The sequence below is a fragment of the Bacillus sp. DX3.1 genome, from assembly GCF_030292155.1.
Taxonomy (GTDB): Bacteria; Bacillota; Bacilli; order Bacillales; family Bacillaceae_G; genus Bacillus_A.
Window position 1 is genome coordinate 3443630 of the sequence record NZ_CP128153.1, and the last position, 22948, is coordinate 3466577.

The 22948-nt window shown below is 34.6% G+C and carries 19 protein-coding genes and 1 pseudogene; 3 read left to right on the forward strand and 17 right to left on the reverse strand.

What is annotated here, in order from left to right; translation table 11 throughout:
* Positions 1-36 precede the first annotated feature (36 nt).
* Complete coding sequence (locus QRE67_RS17170; RefSeq protein ID WP_286121438.1) at positions 37-441, reverse strand: DoxX family protein; 405 nt, start codon at positions 439-441, stop codon at positions 37-39.
* A gap of 769 nt (positions 442-1210) precedes the next feature.
* On the opposite strand from QRE67_RS17170, the gene QRE67_RS17180 reads away from it, so the two are divergent.
* Positions 1211-1399, forward strand: a complete 189-nt coding sequence (locus QRE67_RS17180; protein ID WP_286121440.1) for a hypothetical protein — start codon at positions 1211-1213, stop codon at positions 1397-1399.
* 36 nt (positions 1400-1435) lie between these two features.
* Here the strand turns inward: QRE67_RS17180 and QRE67_RS17185 are convergent, their stop codons facing one another.
* From QRE67_RS17185 to QRE67_RS17220, 8 genes and pseudogenes are all read right to left on the reverse strand, one after another.
* Entirely contained in the window at positions 1436-2296 is an 861-nt protein-coding gene (locus tag QRE67_RS17185; RefSeq protein ID WP_286121441.1) for a MurR/RpiR family transcriptional regulator, read from the reverse strand.
* Positions 2297-2465: 169 nt separating this feature from the next.
* Positions 2466-3890, reverse strand: a complete 1425-nt coding sequence (locus QRE67_RS17190; RefSeq protein WP_286121442.1) for a PTS transporter subunit EIIC — start codon at positions 3888-3890, stop codon at positions 2466-2468.
* Between the two features lie 24 nt (positions 3891-3914).
* Positions 3915-4802, reverse strand: a complete 888-nt coding sequence (murQ, locus tag QRE67_RS17195; RefSeq protein WP_286121444.1) for an N-acetylmuramic acid 6-phosphate etherase — start codon at positions 4800-4802, stop codon at positions 3915-3917.
* 876 nt (positions 4803-5678) lie between these two features.
* Positions 5679-6686 (reverse strand): hypothetical protein, encoded by a 1008-nt coding sequence (locus tag QRE67_RS17200; RefSeq protein WP_286121445.1) that lies wholly within the window; start codon positions 6684-6686, stop codon positions 5679-5681.
* 455 nt (positions 6687-7141) lie between these two features.
* Entirely contained in the window at positions 7142-8515 is a 1374-nt protein-coding gene (locus QRE67_RS17205) for a lytic polysaccharide monooxygenase (protein WP_286121446.1), read from the reverse strand.
* 347 nt (positions 8516-8862) lie between these two features.
* Positions 8863-10695: a fibronectin type III domain-containing protein gene (locus tag QRE67_RS17210; RefSeq protein ID WP_286121447.1), complete on the reverse strand. Its 1833-nt coding sequence runs from the start codon at positions 10693-10695 to the stop codon at positions 8863-8865.
* Between the two features lie 1064 nt (positions 10696-11759).
* Entirely contained in the window at positions 11760-12665 is a 906-nt protein-coding gene (locus tag QRE67_RS17215) for a DUF2935 domain-containing protein (protein ID WP_286121448.1), read from the reverse strand.
* A 378-nt stretch (positions 12666-13043) separates the two neighbouring features.
* A pseudogene (locus QRE67_RS17220) lies at positions 13044-13316 on the reverse strand (DDE-type integrase/transposase/recombinase); the annotation flags it as partial.
* 362 nt (positions 13317-13678) lie between these two features.
* Here QRE67_RS17220 and QRE67_RS17225 point away from each other — a divergent pair.
* Positions 13679-14101 carry a DUF1801 domain-containing protein gene (locus QRE67_RS17225; protein WP_286121449.1) on the forward strand — a complete coding sequence of 141 codons (423 nt, stop codon included), beginning with the start codon at positions 13679-13681 and terminating at the stop codon, positions 14099-14101.
* A 125-nt stretch (positions 14102-14226) separates the two neighbouring features.
* Here QRE67_RS17225 and QRE67_RS17230 read toward each other — a convergent pair whose 3' ends face one another.
* The 3 genes from QRE67_RS17230 to QRE67_RS17240 are packed head-to-tail and all read right to left on the reverse strand — an operon-like array spanning position 14227 to position 15375.
* On the reverse strand, positions 14227-14661 hold the full coding sequence (locus QRE67_RS17230; RefSeq protein WP_286121450.1) for an SRPBCC family protein: 435 nt from the start codon (positions 14659-14661) through the stop codon (positions 14227-14229).
* Positions 14662-14702: 41 nt separating this feature from the next.
* Complete coding sequence (locus QRE67_RS17235) at positions 14703-15182, reverse strand: SRPBCC family protein (protein ID WP_483298686.1); 480 nt, start codon at positions 15180-15182, stop codon at positions 14703-14705.
* A 16-nt stretch (positions 15183-15198) separates the two neighbouring features.
* Entirely contained in the window at positions 15199-15375 is a 177-nt protein-coding gene (locus QRE67_RS17240) for a hypothetical protein (protein WP_286125390.1), read from the reverse strand.
* 271 nt (positions 15376-15646) lie between these two features.
* Here QRE67_RS17240 and QRE67_RS17245 point away from each other — a divergent pair, with 271 nt between their 5' ends.
* The gene (locus tag QRE67_RS17245) at positions 15647-17320 is read left to right on the forward strand and encodes a ribonuclease J (RefSeq protein ID WP_286121452.1); all 1674 of its coding nucleotides are present in this window, start codon (positions 15647-15649) and stop codon (positions 17318-17320) included.
* A 374-nt stretch (positions 17321-17694) separates the two neighbouring features.
* Here QRE67_RS17245 and QRE67_RS17250 read toward each other — a convergent pair whose 3' ends face one another.
* From QRE67_RS17250 to pdxR, 5 genes are all read right to left on the reverse strand, one after another.
* On the reverse strand, positions 17695-18117 hold the full coding sequence (locus QRE67_RS17250; RefSeq protein WP_286121454.1) for a YfmQ family protein: 423 nt from the start codon (positions 18115-18117) through the stop codon (positions 17695-17697).
* A gap of 163 nt (positions 18118-18280) precedes the next feature.
* Positions 18281-18952 (reverse strand): LrgB family protein, encoded by a 672-nt coding sequence (locus QRE67_RS17255; RefSeq protein WP_286121455.1) that lies wholly within the window; start codon positions 18950-18952, stop codon positions 18281-18283.
* Between the two features lie 23 nt (positions 18953-18975).
* Positions 18976-19332, reverse strand: a complete 357-nt coding sequence (locus tag QRE67_RS17260; RefSeq protein WP_286121456.1) for a CidA/LrgA family holin-like protein — start codon at positions 19330-19332, stop codon at positions 18976-18978.
* 155 nt (positions 19333-19487) lie between these two features.
* Positions 19488-20966 (reverse strand): aminotransferase class I/II-fold pyridoxal phosphate-dependent enzyme, encoded by a 1479-nt coding sequence (locus QRE67_RS17265; protein ID WP_286121457.1) that lies wholly within the window; start codon positions 20964-20966, stop codon positions 19488-19490.
* 192 nt (positions 20967-21158) lie between these two features.
* Complete coding sequence (gene pdxR / locus QRE67_RS17270; RefSeq protein ID WP_286121458.1) at positions 21159-22592, reverse strand: MocR-like pyridoxine biosynthesis transcription factor PdxR; 1434 nt, start codon at positions 22590-22592, stop codon at positions 21159-21161.
* Positions 22593-22948: the final 356 nt, after the last annotated feature.

The following is a 22948-nucleotide window of genomic DNA, read 5'->3' on the forward strand; positions in this document are numbered from 1 at the left end:
AATTTTTTCTTGTTAGCACTAGGGACAAAATCCCTTTTAGTTTTTTTTCATTACTTTTTCCTTTAGGAAACGATCTACATACCCTTCTGCTTTTGCAACGAATAAGTAAGCACCCATTGCTAATAAAGCAAGATCTAGTTCATATCCAGGATTCTTTCCATCTCCTAATAACCCAGCAGCTCCATTTACCTTTACAATTGCTCCAACTAAAATAAGTGCAAATAATAATCCAACATATCTTACACCTAAACCGATAATTAATAACACACCACCGACTAATTCAAATGTTGCTACTCCATATGCAAAGCCACCTGGTAATCCCATGCTTGTAAACCAGCCTGCAACGTTATCAATCCCTGATTGAAACTTTGCTAAACCGTGCGCAAAGAACGTTACCCCTAACACGATACGAATAATTAAATTCCCAATATATTGATTCATTTTGAACTCCCCTTTATTGTTTTGTAATAAGAAACTTTTATTTACATAACAAAACATACAGTATGTTTTGTTATTCGTCAATTCTTTTTTGAAAGAAAGTAAAAAAAGAAGGTCGCCGTTATATGAATGTTAATTAACAGAAAGACGGAATAATTATTATGAATATTGGTTCTGCAATACACGAAATACGTACAAGAAGCAGCATTACACTCACACAAATTTGTGAAAAAACAGGACTTTCAAAAGAGTTCTATCGCAAGGATAAATCATATTCAGAACAGTATTATGGAAGGTTAATGCTTCAAAATGAATTAACTTTATTATTACTAAACACCTATTAAAAATTTTTATTAATAAATTTATATATTAATATAAATGACTTGATTTCTCAGACTTATTCATCTGATATGTATATAATTGTATATTTAAAAAGAGCGGTGATAAAATGGGACTGAGACTCTTTCGGTATTTTCTTTTTTTCTTAGGATTGACTTTCTTCGGACTCGGCAACGCTATTGCGGTAAAGGATAAAGTGAAACTTTAATCAGTAGGGGTTTTCTTCATCCCTCACTGATTATTAGCCCTCACCAATCGGGCTTTTACAGGCAGTTTATCCCCCACCTAACTTCTTTGCTCCTTGCAGAACTTTGAGGTGGGGGAATTACTGCCCACAAATAGCGGGATAAACAAATAATTGCGGACTATAATCTGCAGAGCGCAAAGGATTACTCTCTCAAAATTGTCTTATAAAGATAAGGAGAATGATCTCTTGAAAATTGAAGAGGCATTTGGAGTTACGTTACAAAAACACAGAACTCTTTCCAAAATGAGTCAAGAACAATTAGCACTTAATTCTAGCTTAGATAGAACTTATAGTACAATCTTTGCACCAAAACCCCTTTTCGGCATTTCAAGATTTCTTCCTTGCCTAGCACTCGCTAATTCAATAGTGACGTGACTACTTATTTTTTTCAACTTTGTAACAGAAAGGCATTTATTCATGCAGGTGCTGTATAGCATGTTTTGTTTTTTCTAATTGCTTTACTGTAAATTCATATTGAGAAGACGAGTATGCAAAGAAAACAACATCGACTACTAATAGTTGAGCAAATCGAGAACTTGTTGCTGCACTACGAAATTTCGCTTCGGGTGCACGTGCTGTAAATAAAGATACATCTGCTAGCTCAGAAATCTTACTGTTCCCTAAACGAGAAAGACTAATTGTTTTCAGCCCAAGCTCTTTTGCTGTTTTCATTAGCTCTATTACATCCCTTGTTTCTCCACTATAGGAGACTCCCCAAAGTAATGCATTTTCTGATTGAGTAGCCATTGCTACTGCTAACAAATGGCGATCTGAAATTGCATAAGCTTTTTTACCTAGACGAATCCATTTCTGTGCTACATCCTCTGCAATAAGAAAAGATGCCCCTACTCCATAAATATAAATAACTTCTGCATCTCTTAGGAAATTCACTGCTTTTCCAATAGATTTCGTTTCTAATTGACCCACTGTATCATGAAGTGTTTGTACTGTATTAGATAACGTTTTATCAATAATTGACTGCGCTTTTTCATTAGGTTCAATATCAAAATACCCTACATGATGCATATGCTCTACTTCAGCGTATAGACGTGCTTTCAAATCCGGAAAACCCGTCACCCCTAATGATCGACAAAAGCGAACAACAGCCGCACTACTTGCTTCTGCTTCTTTTGCTACTTGATGTATTGTCATATGGGTTACTTCTTTTGTATGAGAAAGAATATATTCTGCTATCTTTTTCTCTGAGACAGGTAACTCACCTAAAATTAATTCTATTTGTGTTCGAATACTATTTACTGCCAATTGTTTCATCTTCTTTCCATTTATACTTTTCCTATTTAACTCCAGCGTTTCGCTTCCTTTGTAAAAAAATTTACCTATTACTTGCTCGTGAATGATTAACAGTTTTTTCTAGTTTATTATATAAAAAAAAGTACGACTATCCAAAGGATTAATCGTACTCTCTCAAAATTCCGCACTATTATTCTTGTTCCACCATTGCTTCTTTTGGTACACCAAAGAAATATGTGAGAACAAATCCAGCAGCATATCCAGCAAATAATCCAATTACATAGTTCAACCATGCTCCGTTTGCAATTAATGGAATTAAAGCCATACCCGATGGTCCAATTGCAATTGCGCCAACGTGACCCAATAAACCAATAACTGCTCCGCCAATACCTCCGCCAATACAAGCTGTAATAAAAGGACGTCCTAGTGGCAATGTTACACCGTAAATAAGCGGTTCACCAATTCCAAGGATACCAACTGGAAGTGCACCTTTTATCATATTTGTTAATGACTTATTCTTTCTGCAGCGAAGCCATAATGCAATTGCTGCACCAACTTGTCCAGCACCTGCCATTGAAAGAATAGGAAGTAATTGTGTCGCACCTATTGTATTAATCATTTCAATATGAATTGGTATTAATACTTGATGCAGCCCTAACATAACAAGTGGTAAGAACGCTGCTCCAAGTACAAACCCTGAGAATACACTTCCGTGTACTAATGTCCAGTTAATTGCACCAATTAAATTATTTGATATAAAACCAGCAAATGGCATAATGAAGAAAATTGTAATTAGTCCAACTACTAACAATGCAATTGTTGGTGTAACAATAATGTCTATTGCATCAGGAACAAATTTACGTAATTGCTTTTCAACAATTGATAAAATCCAAGCAGCTAATAGAACACCAAGTACTCCACCTTGTCCTGGTGATAGTGGTTGACCGTTGAATATATTGTGTATTGGAAGGTCAGCTGTTACGCCTGTTAAAAGCGTTACACCACCGATTACTCCACCAAGAGATGGTGTTGCCCCAAATTCTTTTGCTGCATTAATTCCAACATAAATAACCAAGTAACCAAATATTGCATTTTTAATAACGTTAAAAATGGTTACATATTGCTGCCATGTAGCACTGTCTAAGTTTCCCGCAGTAATGTTATTTGACAAAATCGATGCAATCCCCGCAATTAAACCAGCTCCAACAAATGCTGGTATTAAAGGGATGAATATACTTCCAATTTTCCTCAAAAATGTTTTGAAAGGTGTACTATTCTTTTTCTTTAATTCAGCTTTCATTTCTGCACCTTTTGCTTGTAAATCTTCAGCAGAAGAAGATGGTGCGCTAACAGATTTATCTTTTTTCTGTGCTACAGCAATATTGAACTGCTCTGCTACTTTTGTAACAACACCCGGCCCAAGAATAACTTGATACGTTTCATCATCAACAACTCCAAGAACTCCGTTAACTTTTTTTACAGCTTCTTCATTAATTTTGCTTCGATTTACTGGTGTTATACGAAGACGTGTCATACAATTTGTATAAGATGCTACATTCTCACTTCCACCAATAGCCTCTAATATTTCAGATGCCATATTATGATATTTACTCATGATAAACACCTCGCTCACTTTCTATTATTTAACTGCTTGACGAATAAAACCTTGAGTTTCTTCTAATCGTTGCACTGCTTCTTCTTTTGAAAAACCTGTTAAAATCATTACAATTGCAATTTTCGGCTTATTATCAGCCTTTGCTAAATATAATTCAGCTGTTTCATAGTCACAAGACGTAGCTTCCATTACAATACGTTTGGCACGTTCTACAAGCTTTTTGTTTGTTAATTGTACATCTACCATCAAGTTTCCATATACTTTTCCAACCCCAACCATAGATGCTGTTGAAAGCATATTACAAACTAATTTTTGAGAAGTACCAGATTTCAATCGAGTAGAACCCGTTAATACCTCTGGTCCATTATTAACTTCAATAGCAATATTTGCCTTTTTCCCAATTGCTGAACCTTTATTACAACTTACTGCTACTGTTTGTGCTCCAATAGAATTCGCATATTCTAAACCACCAATTACATATGGAGTACGTCCACTTGCAGCAATTCCTACTACGATGTCTTTATTCGTTAAATGAATGTCCTTTAAATCTTGAATTCCTAATTCTTCACTGTCTTCTGCGCCTTCTACTGCTTTGATAAAAGCTTTCTCGCCACCAGCAATTAATCCAACTACTTCTTCAGGTTCTGTACCAAAAGTTGGCGGACATTCAACTGCATCTAGCAAACCAATGCGACCACTTGTTCCAGCACCAATATAAATTAAGCGTCCTCCTTTTCTTTTCGCTTCTACAATTGCTTCTACTGCCTTTGCAATTTGTGGAAGTTCTAACTTCACTCCCTCTGCTACTTTTGCATCCTCTTCGTTCATTACTGTAAGAAATTCTATTGTTGACATTTCATCTAAGTTCATTGTTTTTTCATTACGGGTTTCTGTTGTTAAATTTTCTAACATATCTATATCATCCTTTTCTTTTTATTGAAAGCATTTACTGAAATCGTTTTCTTTTTCTTGAAAGTATTTACCGAAAACGTTTTCTTTATCTGAATACAGAATACCATCTTTGAAATATAATTTCAATATTTTTTTACATAACTTAAAATTTAATTTCAATAATTATAAAAAAAACACCTATACCGGGTCTGTGTAGCGATACTTCTTTGCTTTTTGCTGAATTTTGAGATGGAGGTTTTACTGCCCATGAATAGCGGGATAAACCTATAAAATGAAATTTTTAGACCTTAAAGGGGTCCCTCCATCGCTATTAAGTTAATAAATTCGTTGTTCCCAAAACGAAAACAATGAGCTGAATTCTCATAGACAAATGTGGAGGAACTGTCCACGTAAGTTGTACAACCCCAACATCTTTAGCTAGATTCTGTAAGGTATTTGGGGATAAAAAGCTCTGAATCTCCTGTGCAAACAGTTGTAACTTGTTATATAAATACAAATTAAAAAACCGACATAAAACCCTTCTTTTTAGGTAGGAGAGAGCATCCGGCCATGCATAGAAGCGGTCAGATCCTTTTCCTGCCCAGACATAGTGAAAACAAAGAGAGAAAACGAGTGCAGGTCACCTTTTGTTATCCATAACTACGGCTATATGTCGAAAAATCAAAATGGATTTATATAGATACAGAAACAGACATACAAAAAACGCCATCCTTTCCTATGATTCTACAGAAAGAATAGCGTATTTTTTTGTTTTTGGGATATTTCTTTTTGTTAGCTCGCTAGCGATGTGGCGGTACCCTATAAAGTGAAACTTTGATTAGTGGAGATTTATTCAGCTTAGATTGTTTCTATATCCGCCTTAATTATAAGTTTATATTATTTCATATAAACATAATATAAACTTAACATTGTAAATAGCATAAAGAAAAAGTTAATAAATATGAAGAATACTTGTTTTATTCTCTTTTCATGTATTTTAATTGGCATAGGATAATCTGTTGCTCCTTCAATTAAAAATACAATTAATACAATATGTAACATAAAATGACCAATAATCTCTGGTATACCAAATATAAGTGTTGTTAATATGAAAACAATGGTTACAATAACAGCAAGTGTCCTATTTAATATCCCGATAAGCAATAAATAACCAATTATAATTTCAATAAATGCACACAATAAGATAAAAACATCGGGTGTAAAACCAAATGTTGGAACACTATGTTTTATTACAACATCCACAGCCATTAATGGATAGACAAGTTTTTCAATTGCAACCCAACAAAGGGAAAAACCTGTACCAAAATATAATATGGGGATACCCCACTTTTCTTTTTTGGTATGACTTAAAAATAATGCAATTGCAATGGCTACATAAAATATATAATCAATTGTGCATGTAAAACATTTTTCTATTGTAAGCCATGAATATAAACTTAGTATTCCAAAGGCACCAATTTTAGTTGCAATATAATGAGGGATCGTTAATGAAATAATAATTCCCCATATCATCCAAATTATTATCTCTGATTGAATAGGAAATTCAGGTGCGAAAAGAGTACCTGATAATATTTGGAGTGTTAGAGATATTGCGGTTCCATATTTTAAGATATATTGGGAATAATTATTGTAAGATTTCAATCTTGCTTCAGTTTTTTGTGACCATTTCCATTCCGTCATTTTAGCTAGAACGAAAGGTAAAATGGCTAATAGAATAGCTGATAATAGCGCAACCATCATAAACAGTGGATTTATTATATCTTGTAGGTTTTTTTTCTCTGGCTCAACTGTGGTAAACCATTTTACATGAGCCTTAACCCAGTGAGGAGAAAAGACAATCAATGTTATTACAAGTATTTTTATAGTTATATATTTTTTTGTCATTCTTTTTGTTCCCTTCACGGTGAAATTACAATGTTCCAAAAAACAAAAAAATGAGCTGAATTCTTATTAACAACTGCGAAAAGATAATTGAAGGTACTTCAAAATCTTATATTGATAGACATGTAAATACAGGCGTAATAAAAAATAATTTATATATAAATACAAATTAAAAAACCGACATAAACCCCTTCTTTTTAGGTGGGAGAGAGCATCCGGCCATGCATAGAAGCGGTCAGATCCTTTTCCTGCCCAGACATAGTGAAAACAAAGAGAGAAAACGAGTGCAGGTCACTTTTTGTTATCCATAGCCGTGGCTATATGTCGAAAAATCAAATGGATTTATATAGTACTAAAAAAGAGTTAAAAAATATTATAACTCTTTTTTAGTATGTTTATTTTCAGCTTTTTGCACCAAAACCCTCTAGGCTCTCTATTTCTATTGAATTGTACTTAAATTAAATTGCTTTCCATAACGATAAAGCAAATATCCAGCTTGGATCGCCGTTTCCTTGATAACTTTGAACCGCTTCATAAGCTTTCCCCTGATGTTCTACTCTATCACCCTTTGTATATGCTTTATTTGGATCCCATTGTTCATAAGATGAACTCTGCTCTTTTGTAGTTACAGTCAGAATATTACTTTGAATCGATTCATTTCCTGCTGCATCAACCGCCGTAACTGTGTACTTATATGTTGTATTTGCTTGTAAGTTCTTGTCCATAAATGATGCAGTGTTAGATGTTCCAACTACTACCATTTGTCCACTTTCTGTTTCTCTGTATACAGCATAATGATCAACTGCTACATTGTCTTCTGATGGACTCCACATTAAGTCTACACTAGATGATGTTTCCCCCATACTATGTAGTCCTTTTGGCTGCGTCGGTGCTTCCGTATCTGGAACTTCGTTTCCTGTCTTTGCAACAACAGATTCACTTTCCTCAGAAACATTTCCTGCTGTATCTACAGCCTTCACTGTATATGTATATTCTGTATTAGCCGTTAATTTTCCATCTGTAAATGTTGTTCCTGGTACAGTTCCAATTACTTGTCCATCACGTAATACTTGATACTCTTTCACCCCTACGTTATCTGTAGAAGGCTCCCAGCTTAATCCTACACTGTTTGCTGTAACTTTCTCTGCATGTAATCCTTGTGGTTGTGTTGGAGCTTCTGTATCTGGATTTTCATCATTAATTAAATTAACATCGATTACATTATAAAAAGCGTTCGCAGTATCATATACATCCCAAACAGCCAAAATCACATGGTATCCACTACGGTCTGTCGGTACGTTAATTTTATGCGATAGATTATTATATGCTGCAGAACCGTCATGTTCGATAACTCCAATAGGTTCAAAATCAGCACGAGTTAGAGGTTGATTAGGATCCCATCCTTTTTTTGTAATATAATAGTGCCATTGGCTTGTTAAATGCGGTGCATTATATTTCCATGTAAAAGTATTTTCACCACCAGTAATTGTATTCTTAAACCAACGATCAGCTGTTTGTTGGTCTAGAATTCCACCAAATTTACCACCAGCAGAAGCAATCTGTCCATCTGCCGGCCCACCATCTAGTGGAAATCCTTTCGGTGCTTCTAAACTCTGTGGTTCATACATTACATCTCCGCAATTTAAGTTAAGTGCTCCATAAGTTGGAGCACTTAATGCAGCTCGGCTACCAGGTTTTTCGACAAATCCATGTGCATATGCATTTTCAGGTATTAAAGTAGTTCCCACAATACCAGCTGCTAATACGACAGCACTTACACCCATTTTTTTTACACTCTTTTTTGTAAAACCAAATGAAAATTTATTTTCCATCTTATTAATCCCCTTTACTTTCTGTTTGTTACATGATAATCAATTTTTTATATACGAGGGCTTTGATGCAAAAAGATAAAAAGAAAACTAGATTCTGGTTGTTATATTTTTTATTCTTGGTCAATCACAGTCAAAACAGAAGAAACATTCAAAAACATCCCTTCTATTTTGTACTAACTTCTATCCATATAGATTAATAGCCTTAAAAAAGATAAAAAATGTATCATTATATTATTAATATAATTCGAAATTTTAATAAAAAAGGTGGCTTCATCACCCACCTAACTACTTTCCTTCTTGCAAAACTTTGAGGTGGGGATATTACTGCCCGCGAATAGCAGGATGAATTAGTTAACTTCTTTCCATAAAGCTAGAGAAAATATCCAATTTGGATCTCCATTTCCTTTATAACTTTGGACCGCTTCATAAATTTTCCCTTGGTGTTCTACTCGGTCTCCCTCATTATATGTTCCATATGGATCCCACTGCTCATATTCAGATGAGATATCTTCTTTTGTTGTTACTGTAATTTTATTACTTGCTTCAGATGTTCTTCCTTCGATATCTACCGCTTTAACTGTATACGTGTATGCAGTGTTTGCTTGCAATCCTGTATCTGTATATTGAGTAGAAGAGGTTGTTCCAACTTTTATACCATCTCGATAAATCTCGTATTCTTTCACCCCAACATTACTTGTAGAAGCACCCCACATTAAGTCTACGCTATTTGTCGTAACTCCAGTTGTATGCAATTCTGTTGGAGCAGTCGGTGGTACTTCATTTACATCTTCACTTTTCGTTGTTGCAGTCACGATTTCGCTATTTTCAGATGTATTTTCTGCAGCATCTACTGCTTTAACTGTATAATTGTACGTAGTATCTGCTTGTAAGCCTGTGTCGGCATATTCAGTAGAAGAGGTTGTCCCAACTTTTGTACCATTTCGATAAACCTCGTATTCTTTTACTCCAACATTATCCGTAGATGCACTCCACTGTAAACGAATTGTTGTAGCAGTTTGTTCTGTGGATACAAGATTCATTGGAACTGTTGGTGCTTCTTGATCTGGCGTAGGATTTGTGCCATCATGAATCATTGGACCATACGTTTTCACAAAACTGTTATTATAGCTATTTCCATTTTTATCCTTACCTGCATCCCAGTTAATGGACCAAGTCATTAATCCCTTAATTGGATTTCCATCTTGCTCTAAGCGTGATAGTACGTTCGACACAGCTTGAGGATCTTTTACATAACCATTTGCTGCTGCATCTGGGTTACTTGGTAAACCAATTACAAATTTATCTGCTGGAATTTGAAGAAATCCTTGCTTTCCATGAATAAAAAAGTCCGCCATATTATATAAAAATACTGCTTTTAATGCATCGTTATCTTGTGAAACCCACTGATTAAGTTCCTCTGACCAAAAGCCATCGCCAGCTTGATTATAAAATTGTGGATTAATAAAGTCATAATATCCTTCTAATCCTTGGATATACGGTGCGTAATTTCCATCTTTTTTCAAATAAGGAAATTCAGGTGCCATCGTGATCATAAAGTTTAATCCTTTAGATCGATAATGATCTTTAACCATTTTTAATGCTTTAGGAATAACAGTTTGATTGTCTCCAGCAGTAATAGCTGATTGTTCCAAATCAATATCTACACCATCAAAGCCATACGTTTCAACTAGACGAATAATTTCGTCAGCTAAAGCTTGCTCATCACCTGTTTTTAGTTCAATATGTGCATCCGCACCGCCTAATGCAATTAAGACTGAGCGACCTCCAGCATTTAGTTTTGCGACTTCTGCACGGAATTCTGTGTCTGACATCCCATCTGGTTTGAATGTAGGGATAGGTTGGCTACCGTTTGCTTTCATAAAAGAAACATCAATGACATTATAATCTTGATGAACTTCAGATAATTTAACATTTGCAGACGTCCCCTGTTGATAACCATCATTACCATCAGAAGTCCAATTATGCCAATACCCTACTAAAACGTTTTTATTCTCTTGAGAAGGCATTAATGCTGCCGCATCAACTGTCTTTTCATTTTCCTTCGCATGTGTTACTTCTGGCTGTGTTAATGTTGCCATCCCAGTTGCTAACATAGCTGCCGTTAAAGAAAGCCCTATCATTTTTTGTTTGTTTTTCATCTTAGCTGCTTTGTGTTTCATTTTATTTCCTCCCTCTCTATCTTTCATTCTAAAAATCCCCAATCAAATTTACTTGATTTTGATTCAAAAAGATAAAACATCGTATTCTAGTCATTTATCCAATATACAAAATAGCACAGTCACTCAGCATTACTTAGTTTTAATAATTATGCATAAATTTAAGAATTATATTATTTACTTTATAAAACTAGTTAAATTTGGATCAATTTAAACTTCCAAAAAGACTATCGCTAATATTATATTAATATAAATTTTTATAGAATAGATATTCATATCTTTTTGAGATTAACTCTCTATATACATAAGAATAATCTTAATCACAAAATTAAACAAACTATTTATAAATACTATTATATCGTTATAAAATTAACATGTTTTCATTGTTTTTTATTATTATAATGATAATAAATTATACAATTACTATGCATTATGATATTATTCATTGTCCTTAAGAGGTTAGGAATTTCATTGCTTCTCATAAAAAATTCATAATAAATTATATATATACATTGATAAAACAAGCGTTTTAGTTCAGATACATGTAAAATGATAGTAACTAATTTAGAATTTTTTATAAGTATATATTTCAAAGTGTAAAACCAAAGAGGAATCCAAAATGGATTCCTCTTTTTATAGATCTTAAGTTTATTTTTCAAGTAAAAACAATCCTCCCTCAACACAACTACTGTGTCAGTGGAAAAATTATCTTTACTAGCTTTTTTTGATTTTATCAGTTTTCACTCTGTAGTAAAGGTAACTTTCACATTACATTTTTTCTCTTTTTAAACTAATTTATTTTCTAATAAATGCATATCTCATTCAAATATACATTTATTAAAAATAGTTATAATTCTTCTATTAAATTCAAATATTTTTTTAAAAGTTATATTAAAAATACTCCCTGGAAGATACTACAAAAAAATTGTTACAATGTTTATAGCAAAGCGATCATAAGAGGCTATAATGGGATACATAAGCTCTGACAAAGCATTTTTAATTCCTTACATAAATATATTGTATCCACAATACTGTAAGTAATTAATGCCGGAGATTACGTAATAAAGTTATTGTATAGATTGTTCCATTTGTTTTTGTTTTACTCGTTGTTCTAAAACATGAATCATAAAGAGGAAATGCTCAGCTTCTCTTGTAACATGATCAGCTAATAATGGATTAATTACACTTCGAATTTGACATGTTTGAATGAGTTCCAATCCAGCTTTTTTGAAGTTTCTTAATTCAACAGTAGCATTCTCACTATCCTTATTCATTTTCCCAATAATCGGATATGTTGGTTCTTTCTGATAAAGCATTGATTCAACATCCCTAGCTTGATTGAGAAGAACTTCAAAATCATCACCGAATTTTAAAGCAGTATGAACTAAATTCCTCTCTGATTGATCAAGCAAAGAAGCAATAAAACGAGAATGTTCCATCATGATTCGTAACCAAAATACATTTTCACTAATGATTGCATCTTGAATTGGATCCATCTTTCCTTCATTAAATTTTTGAAGACTCCTCATAAAATATTCTGCTTCGCGTGCAATATGATCTACTAATAACGGAAAGTTAAATCCTTTTACCTTACAATTAATAATTAAAATTAAAAGATTCCTTTTATAATTACGGAAAGCGTAAACAAGCTGAATACTTTCTTCGTTTAATTGTCTAACCGCTTGAACAGTTTGAGGAATAGAAAATGCTTTTTGTAAATGTCGATCAAAAAGGTGAAAAAACTGATTTACTTGTTGAATTAAATTTTTATCATTTCGATTAAATCCTTCACTAAGAAAAAGAGCATGTTCCTTCATAATCCGTAACCAAAATTGATTTTCAGTTAAGGACCTTTCAATAAATAGTTGTTCTGTTAATGATTCGGAAGGTGCGGCTTTCAGTTCTGGAGGTAGAAGCATGGCACGTTGAGGATCCATAACAAAGTGTCCGGGAATAGGCTGGTCTTTAGACATTAAAATCACCCCTTACCCCTATTCATATCCATACTATACTATGTATATGAATAGGTTATATATAATATGTTTAGTAGGTGAAGTGAACCCTGAAAATGGGACACACATCAAAACACCTAAACTACCTGTTCTCTATATTCTTTAGGGAACAGGTAGTTTAATTTTTCTTGAATTCGCACACAATTGTATATAAATCCATTTTGATTTTTCGACATATAGCCGCGGCTATGGATAACAAAAGGTGACCTGCACTCGTTTTCTCTCTTTGTTTTCACTATGTCTGGGCAGGAAAAGGATCTGACCGCGGCTATGCATGGCCGGATGCTCTCTCCCGCCTAAAAAGAAGGGTTTTATGTCGGTTTTTTAATTTGTATTTATATAGTAATGAATGTACTCTAGCACAATCTTTCGCACAGTTGTGTTGGATACTTTTGTTATCTTTTGTGAGTAGAAAGCTTCACTCTTCAAATGTCCGAAGAAGCTTTCCATCACAGCATTATCATGGCAGTTTCCTTTCCGAGACATGCTTGTGATAATGCCTTTTTCTTTTGCGTATACTTGAAATTCTTTCGCTGTATAAATACTTCCTTGATCAGAATGAAGAAGGACACCTCGTACATTTCTTCCTCGTATTGCTTGTTTCAACATATGTGGTTCCAATTTGGAAGTGTGAACGAACATTTTTTGGTTTACCTACTTCTAGAAACATACCTGGATCTAGGATTATAGGAGAATTTATTAGTGAACTATTAGAAGAAGTTTTAGAGGAATTGAAAGAACATATTGAAGAAATATGGACAGATGGTTTATTTACTAATACTGTTTAATTCCCTTTTTATTTATCACGTTTTGAATGTATACTTTTGTTAGTGATTTTAGAGAAAATGGGTAAGTTGCGATAAAATCAAGGAAATGAATGTAAACTATACCTAAGGTTCTGTGACTTTGATTCAAACTCTGTATTATAATTACGTATATGGTGAAACTTATTTCTAAAAAGGAGCGACTCTATTATGTACAAACTCAAAACAACAGAAACCAACAATAGTGTAATTGAGTTTATTGAAAATGTTGACAGCCTTAAAAAACGGGAAAACGCATATCAATTATTAGATATATTTACTGAAACAACAGGTTATACAGCGAAGATGTGGGGACCGAGCATTATTGGATTTGGTACGTACCATTATAAATACGCATCCGGTCATGAAGGTGATGCACCATTAGTAGGCTTTTCACCCCGAAAAGCCAAAATTAGTTTATATTTTGCAACTGGTGATCCTAAACGAGAAGAACTATTAAAAGACTTTGGAAAATACACGTCTGGAAAATCGTGTATATACATTAATAAAGTAGCAGACATTGATATTAATATTCTAAAAGCGATAATCAAACAATCTGTAAGTTTTTTGAAAGAAACGTATCCAAATCATTAATGTGTGTATAGCAATCGAATGAATTAAGCAACAGGTATTTTGAACACACATCAAAATACCTGTTTTTAGGGTTCGAGTGCAAATATATAATAAAAAGAGCCAAAAGGCTCCTTTTAGACAAAATGTTATTTAAGTAATCCTGCTCTCAATTTATTAATCCCAAATTCTAAATAACCCTTCAAACAGGTTAACATATAAACCCATCCCTCTTTATTATCTACCAATTGACTTATTAACTCATCATCATTTTCTTTAAAACCTTCTTCGTTAACTTCAATAATTGTACTCGAATTATCCAACTCTTTTAGCGTAATCGTAACAATATGCCCTTCCCCATTTGCACCCCACTGAAACACGATTTTCTTATTTACCTCTACTTCCAATATTTTTATATCCCCTTGAGCATCGTATTCGTCATATCTCAATGTAACCGTCTTGCCTTGTTCCCATCTTTCAGAACTCGAAGAGAACCAAAAGTTCCCGATTTTTGCAGGATCTACGAAAGCTTCAAATACTTCATTAGCTGGCTTTAATATTTTAAATTTCGTCAAGTTATTCATACCTAAATTACTCCCTTTTGATGCATGTAATGAATCTCTTATTATTTATTAAATTGGTCCCGTTCTCTCATACACCTGTCTAGCTGTTCAAGCACAATCGGCCATGCCTGTTCGTGCTGGTTCTTTGACTCCTCATCTGGAAACCCTGCGTGCGCAAGGCGTAGTTGGGTGCCATTGCCGAAAGGTTCAAGTTCAACTGTGACAACGGTCTCAGCACCCTTTGTTCCCCCAGTACCAGTAACCCACGTCATTTCGACGAGACAGTCTTGCTCAAGCCTCAGAAATCGTCCGTAATGAGGATGACGCTGTGCCTCACTATGCATTTCGGGTTTGTAGATTGTCTCAAAAAAGAAGACCGTGTTGACTTCCCCCTTCATTAACATCGTTCCAGGTGCTGCAAACCAATGGTCAAATTGTTCCGTCCAAGCTCGGAAAAGCACTTTAGGCGATGCATCCATCAGGCGTTCAATCTTCACATGAAACGGCCTTGACGAAAGATCAGGTATTGTAATAGGTATCATTATAAATTCCTCCATTTCATACAAATCGTTTTCTATATGTATTATTATCAACGACACACAAACAAAATACAAGAACGTATGTTTGTTTGAATGGAAATCCATAAAAATTATTGGCTTCAAAAATTGTCCTTTTGCTAGAAAAATCACCGTGTTCTTCTAATTCATGAAAAACTTGAGAAATCCATTCTTTCATTAATTTTCCCGCCTTCTTTACTTAGACTGTTCTTGCCCTCTCACCTTCCAATAATGTTCCCTAAACCACATGGAGCCTTATATCATCAACCTTATAAAAATGTAATCTTAATGTAAGGAAATTAAATTGTGAATGTATGGCTAAACACATAGAAAAATGAATATTTATTTCATCATAAATTGGAATAACATTTAGTTAGATGGGTAATCATAAAAAAAATTCCGTATTTCTTCGGACATACTTGCATGTTTTAAAAAGGAGGATATTAATTTTGAGTACAGTAGAAAATACATTATCCATTTTTGCTTTAGGCGGCGTAAATGAAATAGGCAAAAATATGTATGCAATACAATATGCAGACGATATCGTGGTAATCGATTGCGGTTCTAAGTTTCCGGATGAGAGTTTATTAGGAATTGATTTGGTTATCCCTGACATTACATACTTGCAAGAAAATAAGGATAAGATTCGGGCTTTAGTTGTTACACATGGACATGAGGATCATATTGGGGGCATCCCGTATCTATTAAAACAATTGAATGTACCAATTTATGCAACACGCCTAACGCTAGGGTTAATTGAAATGAAATTAAAAGAACACGGACTTCAAAATCTAACGCAGTTGTTTGTTATTAACTCTGAATCATTAATTGAGTTCGGACAGATAAGTCTAACTTTTTTCAAAACGAATCATAGTATTCCTGATTGCCTTGGTATTGCTTTTCATACACCAGAAGGTACAGTCGTACATACAGGCGACTTCAAATTTGATTTGACTCCTGTAAATAATCAATATCCGGATATTCATAAAATGGCTAAAATCGGAAGTAATGGCGTTTTAGCTCTACTCTCTGAAAGTACGAATGCGGAACGTCCAGGATTCACTCCATCAGAACGATTTGTAGGCGAACATATTGAAGAAGCCTTCATCAAAGCTCGCAGAAAAGTTGTTATCTCTACCTTTGCTTCTAACGTTAATCGTGTACAGCAAGTGATAAATGCTGCTTTAAAAACAAATCGAAAGCTCGCCTTGCTTGGGAGGAGCATGGTAAATGTAGTGTCTGTTGCACTGGAGCAAGGTTATTTGGATATTCCTGAAGGGATGTTAATTGAAGCAAATGAAATCAATCGAATGGATCCAGAAAGAGTAGCTATTCTTTGTACTGGTAGTCAAGGTGAACCTCTAGCTGCTCTATCTCGTTTAGCCAGTGGAAACTATCGACAGGTGGATATCCTGCCTGAAGATACTGTGATTATAGCTGCAACTCCTATACCAGGAAATGAACGCAATGTTTCACGTATTATAGATAATTTATTTCTATTGGGAGCTAATGTTATTTATGGATCGGGAAGTTCAACGGGAATGCATGTTTCCGGACATGCCTATCAAGAAGAATTAAAATTAATGCTCACTTTAATGAAACCAAAATATTTCATTCCTATTCATGGCGAATTTAGAATGTTACATCATCATCGCTTATTAGCAGAATCCGTTGGTGTTAAGAAAGATAATATTTATGTTATTAACAATGGTGATGTTGTCGATATAAGCAACCAAGTTGCTCGTCAATCTAGACGAATACCTGCAGGGAATATATATGTAGATGGATTGGGCATTGGTGATGTTGGAAATATTCTTTTACGTGACCGCAAACAGCTGTCTGAGGATGGTATGCTTGTTATAGTTATCACTCTTAGTAAAACGGATGGGAAAATTATTTCTGGTCCAGACACGATTTCTCGTGGATTTGTATACGTTCGCGATTCGGAAGATTTCTTGAAGAAAATTAATCAACTAGTTGTAACAACCATTAACAATTTACAAAAAGAAAATATTAGCCAATGGAATGTTCTTAAAAGAGATATAAGAGAAACACTTGGTCAGTTTATATACTCACATACAAAAAGAAAACCAATGATTCTTCCTATAATAATTGAAGTTTAAAATGACTGCTTTCATGTACTAATCAAATAGTCGAATTAATTCAAAGTGTAGCTTTATAAAAAATTTTGATTAACAAGATCTTATAAACACTTATTTTAGTCCAAAGAAAAAGAATCCATTTAGACAAAGACTGCTCAAAATGGATTCTTTCATTGCGCATGATGACTTGATTTTTATAAAAAAACGACTTCTAGTAACTTATCAAGACCTAAATTGTAAAAAAACAAAAAAATATAGGACTACACATTGTAGGAATCCTCTTTTTTTATTTCGAACAGAGGTAAGGTAGCAAACTTACTTAGGAATTATTTTCAAATTAACTTATCAGTATTTATAATGAGTATTTAAAAAAAGACCGTCTCTTGATGATCCTTTTAAACTAAATCTCCCGTTACTAACATAGAACGTTTTTGAAGGCTATCGGAACGCAGACTATACGCGACTACTTTCTTCTTGTACTGTTTGACTACATCAACGTGATCGTTGTAACTGTACACAGAAAACCTAACATCGTTTTTGCCCCTCTTAGTATCAATGACCAATGGAGTCCCACTGCTATTTGGAGGAAAATAATATCGCTCTAAAAATAGTGCTTGGTTAAAATGATTAATAACTTGAATTTTATCTTCACCTTCCAAGCGTTTTCCGTCGATGGTTACGGTGACAGTCGCGTCACTAAGTTTTGGATGCAATTCAAATTTGCTAGCAAACGACTCCACAACAGAGGTTGGAAGACACGTCACTATTATTTTAACACAACCCATAAGAATCAACGAAAGTATAAACCAGGTCGTCATATTTTATCATCTCCGTTCCGTTCTAAAATAATATTGTTATATAACTCATATTATCATAGGACAATTAGTTAATTTTTGTACATTTTCCCCATACTAACCGCATACTTTAGTGAGAATACTAGTATCAGTATGTCCAAAATTTAGAGTTTAATTATCAGGCTATTCAAAACAAAAGTCCCATTCCATACGGTACTAATATACTTATGAGTAACCCTGTTACAATCATTGTCACTGAACCTATAGTCGCTTCTTCCTCGCTTTCTTTCAACATACGGCTAACGCCAATAATATGGGACGCACACCCCATCCCAACTCCCTTTCCAATCGTACTTGTTATGTGGGAAAATCTTAGCACAGTTGGACCCATAACAGCTCCAGTTATGCCTGCAACCACTACAAAACTAGCTGTCATAGAGGGAATACCACCTATTTGGTGAGATAATGAAATAGCAATTGGCATCGTTGTCGATTGTGGTATAGCGGTTAATATAAGTTCTTTATCCAGTTGGAACACTTTACCAAAAAACACATTTAAACTTACTAGGGCAATTATACCGACTACCACCCCTGTAAGTATCGATAAAAAATTTTTAATTAGTATATTTCGCTCTTTAAACAACGGAATAGCTAAAGCAACGATTGCTGGATTAAGAAGATCAGAAAGCCACTTCCCACCATTCTCCTTATAATAATCATGGGAGATTTCAAGAGTGAGAAGCAAACAAATCATAATTGTTGTAACTGTTAACACCGGTAAAGTAAAAGGAGATGTAAACCTTTTATATATTTTTATTGCCAATAGATATAAAATAACAGTTATAATAATCCAACTCATATTAAAAACTCATCCTGTCGTTTCTATTTTTTTGAGGTCACCAACAATTGACTGACATATCCTGAAATGAGCAATGTTACTAAAGTGCTCAAAATAACAATAAAGAACATTACACTTCCCTTGCTTAAAAGAAAAGAACCGTACTCCATTAATCCCGTTGTAGAGGGAATTAAAAATAAAGGTAGGAATGCTATTAATTTTTCTGCGCCTAGCTCAAGCCATCTCACCGGTAAAACACCGGAATAAAGAAAAATGAAAAGCATTAACATTCCTATTAAGCTCCCTGGCATTGACAGACTAAATGTCTTCTGGATCCATTCTCCAGTCAAGCTAAACGCATATAACATTCCTACCTGAAGTAAAAACGCTATGAACTTCAACTAGATACCTCCAGACATTTGATAAGTTTTTATAATAGTAACTATAAAAGATAAGATATCCAATTCTACAATACTTTAGCTCAGTGCTTTTTTAAAAAGTTTTTGACTTCTTATATATTCCTCTTTTTTCCTCTAAAAAATATAATTCTTTGAAACTATTCATTTATAGCACGATCTTCTTTTATTACGCGAAATGATTTCAGCTCATAATCTTCAGCACCTTGAACAGGAAGACCTACTTCCTTATTCTTTTTCGTATATATTAGGTTTTCTTCCATAATAATTTCACCGGGAATGAAGATAGGAATGCCCGGCGGATAAATCATGACAAATTCGGCCATAATTCTTCCGACCGCTTCTTCAAATGGAATCATCTCCGTTTCGGCATAGAATGCTTCCCGCGGCGTTAAAGCGAGTACTGGAATGTCTGGTAATAATACAGACGCATTTATATTTGAATTCGTCTGATTTTCAAACGCAACCGACAGTTCTTTCAACGCATGAACAAGCTTTAATAAGTCTTGTTCGGTATCACCGGGTGTGATAATACAAAGAATGTTATACAGATCTGACAGTTCAACCTCAATGTTAAACTTTTCACGAAGCCATTTTTCCGCATCATAACCAGTAATGCCAAGATCTTTTACTGAAATAAGAAGTTTAGTTGGATCCATGGTAATCGCAGCATTTGTTCCTAAAATCTCACGGCCGACACAGTACAGATATTCAATTCCATTAATTTGTGCACGGGTTTGTTCAGCCAAACGAATCGTAGTTTCTATTAAAACTTGTCCTTCAGTCGCTAGTCGTTTTCTAGCCACATCCAAAGAAGCTAGCAAGATATATGAAGTCGATGTAGTTGTTAACATACTTAAAACCGCTTGTACACGCTTCGGTGAAATACGACTTCCTTGCAAATTTAAAATGGAACTTTGTGTCAGTGATCCCCCTAATTTATGCACACTTGTCGATGCCATATCAGCGCCTACTTGCATTGCAGAAAAAGGAAGTTCATCGTGGAAATGAATATGGGCACCATGCGCTTCGTCTACCAGAACCGGAATATCACGTGTATGAGCGATGTCTACAATTTTTTTCAAGTCTCCAGAGATTCCAAAATAGGTAGGGTTAATTACAAGTACAGCTTTAGCATCTGGGTGCTGTTCCAACGCTTTTTCTACAGCTTCAGGTGTAATCCCGTGTGAAATACCAAGATTCTTGTCAACCTCAGGGTGAATGAAAATAGGAGTTGCACCTGAGAAAATAATACCGCTCATTATAGATTTGTGTACATTACGGGGTACCAGAATTTTCTCTCCCGGTCCGCATACACTCATTACCATCGTCATAATGACACTACTCGTTCCTTGAACAGAAAAGAAGGTATAGTCAGCACCAAATGCTTCAGCAGCCAGTTCCTGTGCCTGTTTAATTATTTCTTTTGGATGATGTAAATCGTCCAATGGTGCGATGTTGATTAGATCTATGGAAAGAGCATTTTCGCCAATAAACTCTTTAAATTCAGGATCCATCCCTCTTCCTTTTTTATGGCCCGGAATATGGAATTGGATTGGTTGTTTTTGTGCATGTTCTACAAGTGCAGTAAACAAAGGAGTTTTAAATTGAGAACACATTTTTAGTATTCACCTCTTAATAATTTAATTTAATAAATATAAATATTCAGAATCATCAATACATATCCTAGGGGCAATAAGCTCCCAACAAAGACACATTTCATAGTGACAATTTGAATGATAATAAAACATGTATTATGCAACTATTTTGGCATACACCATCTCCCTTTCTTTACTTTGTTATATGCATTATTATCGAATGCTATTTAGAGTCTCCACAAATCTTGTAACCCCTACATGAATGTGGTTCGTGTTTACTCTTCCAAAAGTAAAGCGTACATACTCTTTTTCCGAACCCAAAACACTCCCTGGAACAAAAGCTACACCATTTTGTATAGCTCTTCCTAATAAATAATGTTCATTAATTGAGTCCTGCACCTTACACCATAAATGGATTCCACCCTCTGGAACAAAAAATTCAATCCGATCACCTAAAAGTTCACCAAGACTTGTGATTAATTGATTCCTTCTCTGTTTAAGTTGTTTGCGAAGCATAGAGATATGTGCATGAAAATTTTCTGATTCTAAAAATTGATTTGCTATCCATTGAGTGAAAACACTATGTCCAAAATCTACTTGCTGCTTTGCATCTGCTAAACGTTCAATGACTCGCGGAGGACCAATAACCCACCCAATTCGCAATCCAGATGCTACGATTTTCGATAATGAACTTATATACAGAACATTTCCATTAGGATCCATGGATTTTAAGGTTGGATTTACTTCTCCATTGAAGGAAGTTAAGCTATAAGGATCATCTTCCACAATTGGTATACCAAATTCAGATGACAATTCCAAAATCTTTTTACGACGGGACAATGAAAGAACCGTTCCGGTTGGATTTTGATAATCCGGATTTAGAAATATCATTCGAATTCGGTGCTTTTTGTGTAAATTTATCAGATCATCCGGATTCATGCCATGTTGATCCACAGGTAAATGGAATATTTTTAACCCAGCAGATTTGAACATCGGAAGCGAAAAACAATAAGATGGATCCTCAATAGCAATAGCATCTCCCGGTTTAAGCAAGCATTGAACAATAAGATTAAGCGCTTGTTGAGCCCCCGATGTGATTAAAATAGAACATGGATCAGCATCTATGTTTTTATATGCATCAACATGTGAAGAAATTGTTTTCCTTAACATTTCATTTCCTTGTGGATGATCATAACCCAGATTCCCCGTAAATGTTTGTTCTGAGAGAATAGTACGAAACTGATCGGTTGGAAACAAATCTGGTGACAATTCACCGCTAGCCAAATTAATCAAATCATCCTTTTGAGTTTCAGTTCGAATTCGTTGAACCAGTGGCAGATTCGGGAGAAATGAACCATCTTCTACATATCTACCCCAGTTTGGGATACGTTTACGCGATATCCCCCATATATCTGTGTTTACACGCGTTCCGCTTCCTTTTTTTCTCTCTACTACCCCAAGTGATTTCAGTTCCTCATATGCTGCTACTATCGTACTGCGGTTAACTTGCAACTCTTTTGCTAAAGTACGTTCCGAAGGTAACATACTATCTGAAGAAAATTCTCCTGAAGAAATTCCCCGTTCTATATAGTCAGCAATTTGTTTGTAGAGCGGCGTCTTATCTGCACGATTGGGTTTCCATTCCATCTAGTCCCCTCCCCCTTACCATCAAGTTTTTTGTTGATTTAAATAAAGTTCAGGTGTTAACCTCTTTTTACTATATACTAAGTACTTCTGTAAGAAAGTTAGTTTGAAAGTATTTCCCTTTTTAGATTTAGCATAGTTTGCCCCATTTATTAAGATATTCATTAATTCTACAATATGAATAGTAGTAACTAAGCATAAATACAAAGTGAACTACCGCTCCTGCCGCACATTCACATACTTGAGGAATGGAACTTCTTTACGTTTTCGTTAAAAGGTAATATATCTTTCCATCCTTATAATAAAGAATAGTTCTAAGAAATAAACATCCTATTTGATATTATTTTGACCATCCACTT

Coding starts and splice junctions, on each gene's coding strand:
- QRE67_RS17170 (WP_286121438.1), bottom strand. CDS start 441: ATGAATCAATATATTGGGAATTTAATTATTCGTATCGTGTTAGGGGTA.
- QRE67_RS17185 (WP_286121441.1), bottom strand. CDS start 2,296: ATGAAACAATTGGCAGTAAATAGTATTCGAACACAAATAGAATTAATT.
- QRE67_RS17190 (WP_286121442.1), bottom strand. CDS start 3,890: ATGAGTAAATATCATAATATGGCATCTGAAATATTAGAGGCTATTGGT.
- murQ (WP_286121444.1), bottom strand. CDS start 4,802: ATGTTAGAAAATTTAACAACAGAAACCCGTAATGAAAAAACAATGAAC.
- QRE67_RS17200 (WP_286121445.1), bottom strand. CDS start 6,686: ATGACAAAAAAATATATAACTATAAAAATACTTGTAATAACATTGATT.
- QRE67_RS17205 (WP_286121446.1), bottom strand. CDS start 8,515: ATGGAAAATAAATTTTCATTTGGTTTTACAAAAAAGAGTGTAAAAAAA.
- QRE67_RS17210 (WP_286121447.1), bottom strand. CDS start 10,695: ATGAAACACAAAGCAGCTAAGATGAAAAACAAACAAAAAATGATAGGG.
- QRE67_RS17215 (WP_286121448.1), bottom strand. CDS start 12,665: ATGTCTAAAGACCAGCCTATTCCCGGACACTTTGTTATGGATCCTCAA.
- QRE67_RS17225 (WP_286121449.1), top strand. CDS start 13,679: ATGTACAAACTCAAAACAACAGAAACCAACAATAGTGTAATTGAGTTT.
- QRE67_RS17230 (WP_286121450.1), bottom strand. CDS start 14,661: ATGAATAACTTGACGAAATTTAAAATATTAAAGCCAGCTAATGAAGTA.
- QRE67_RS17235 (WP_483298686.1), bottom strand. CDS start 15,182: ATGATACCTATTACAATACCTGATCTTTCGTCAAGGCCGTTTCATGTG.
- QRE67_RS17240 (WP_286125390.1), bottom strand. CDS start 15,375: ATGAAAGAATGGATTTCTCAAGTTTTTCATGAATTAGAAGAACACGGT.
- QRE67_RS17250 (WP_286121454.1), bottom strand. CDS start 18,117: ATGACGACCTGGTTTATACTTTCGTTGATTCTTATGGGTTGTGTTAAA.
- QRE67_RS17255 (WP_286121455.1), bottom strand. CDS start 18,952: ATGAGTTGGATTATTATAACTGTTATTTTATATCTATTGGCAATAAAA.
- QRE67_RS17265 (WP_286121457.1), bottom strand. CDS start 20,966: ATGTGTTCTCAATTTAAAACTCCTTTGTTTACTGCACTTGTAGAACAT.
- pdxR (WP_286121458.1), bottom strand. CDS start 22,592: ATGGAATGGAAACCCAATCGTGCAGATAAGACGCCGCTCTACAAACAA.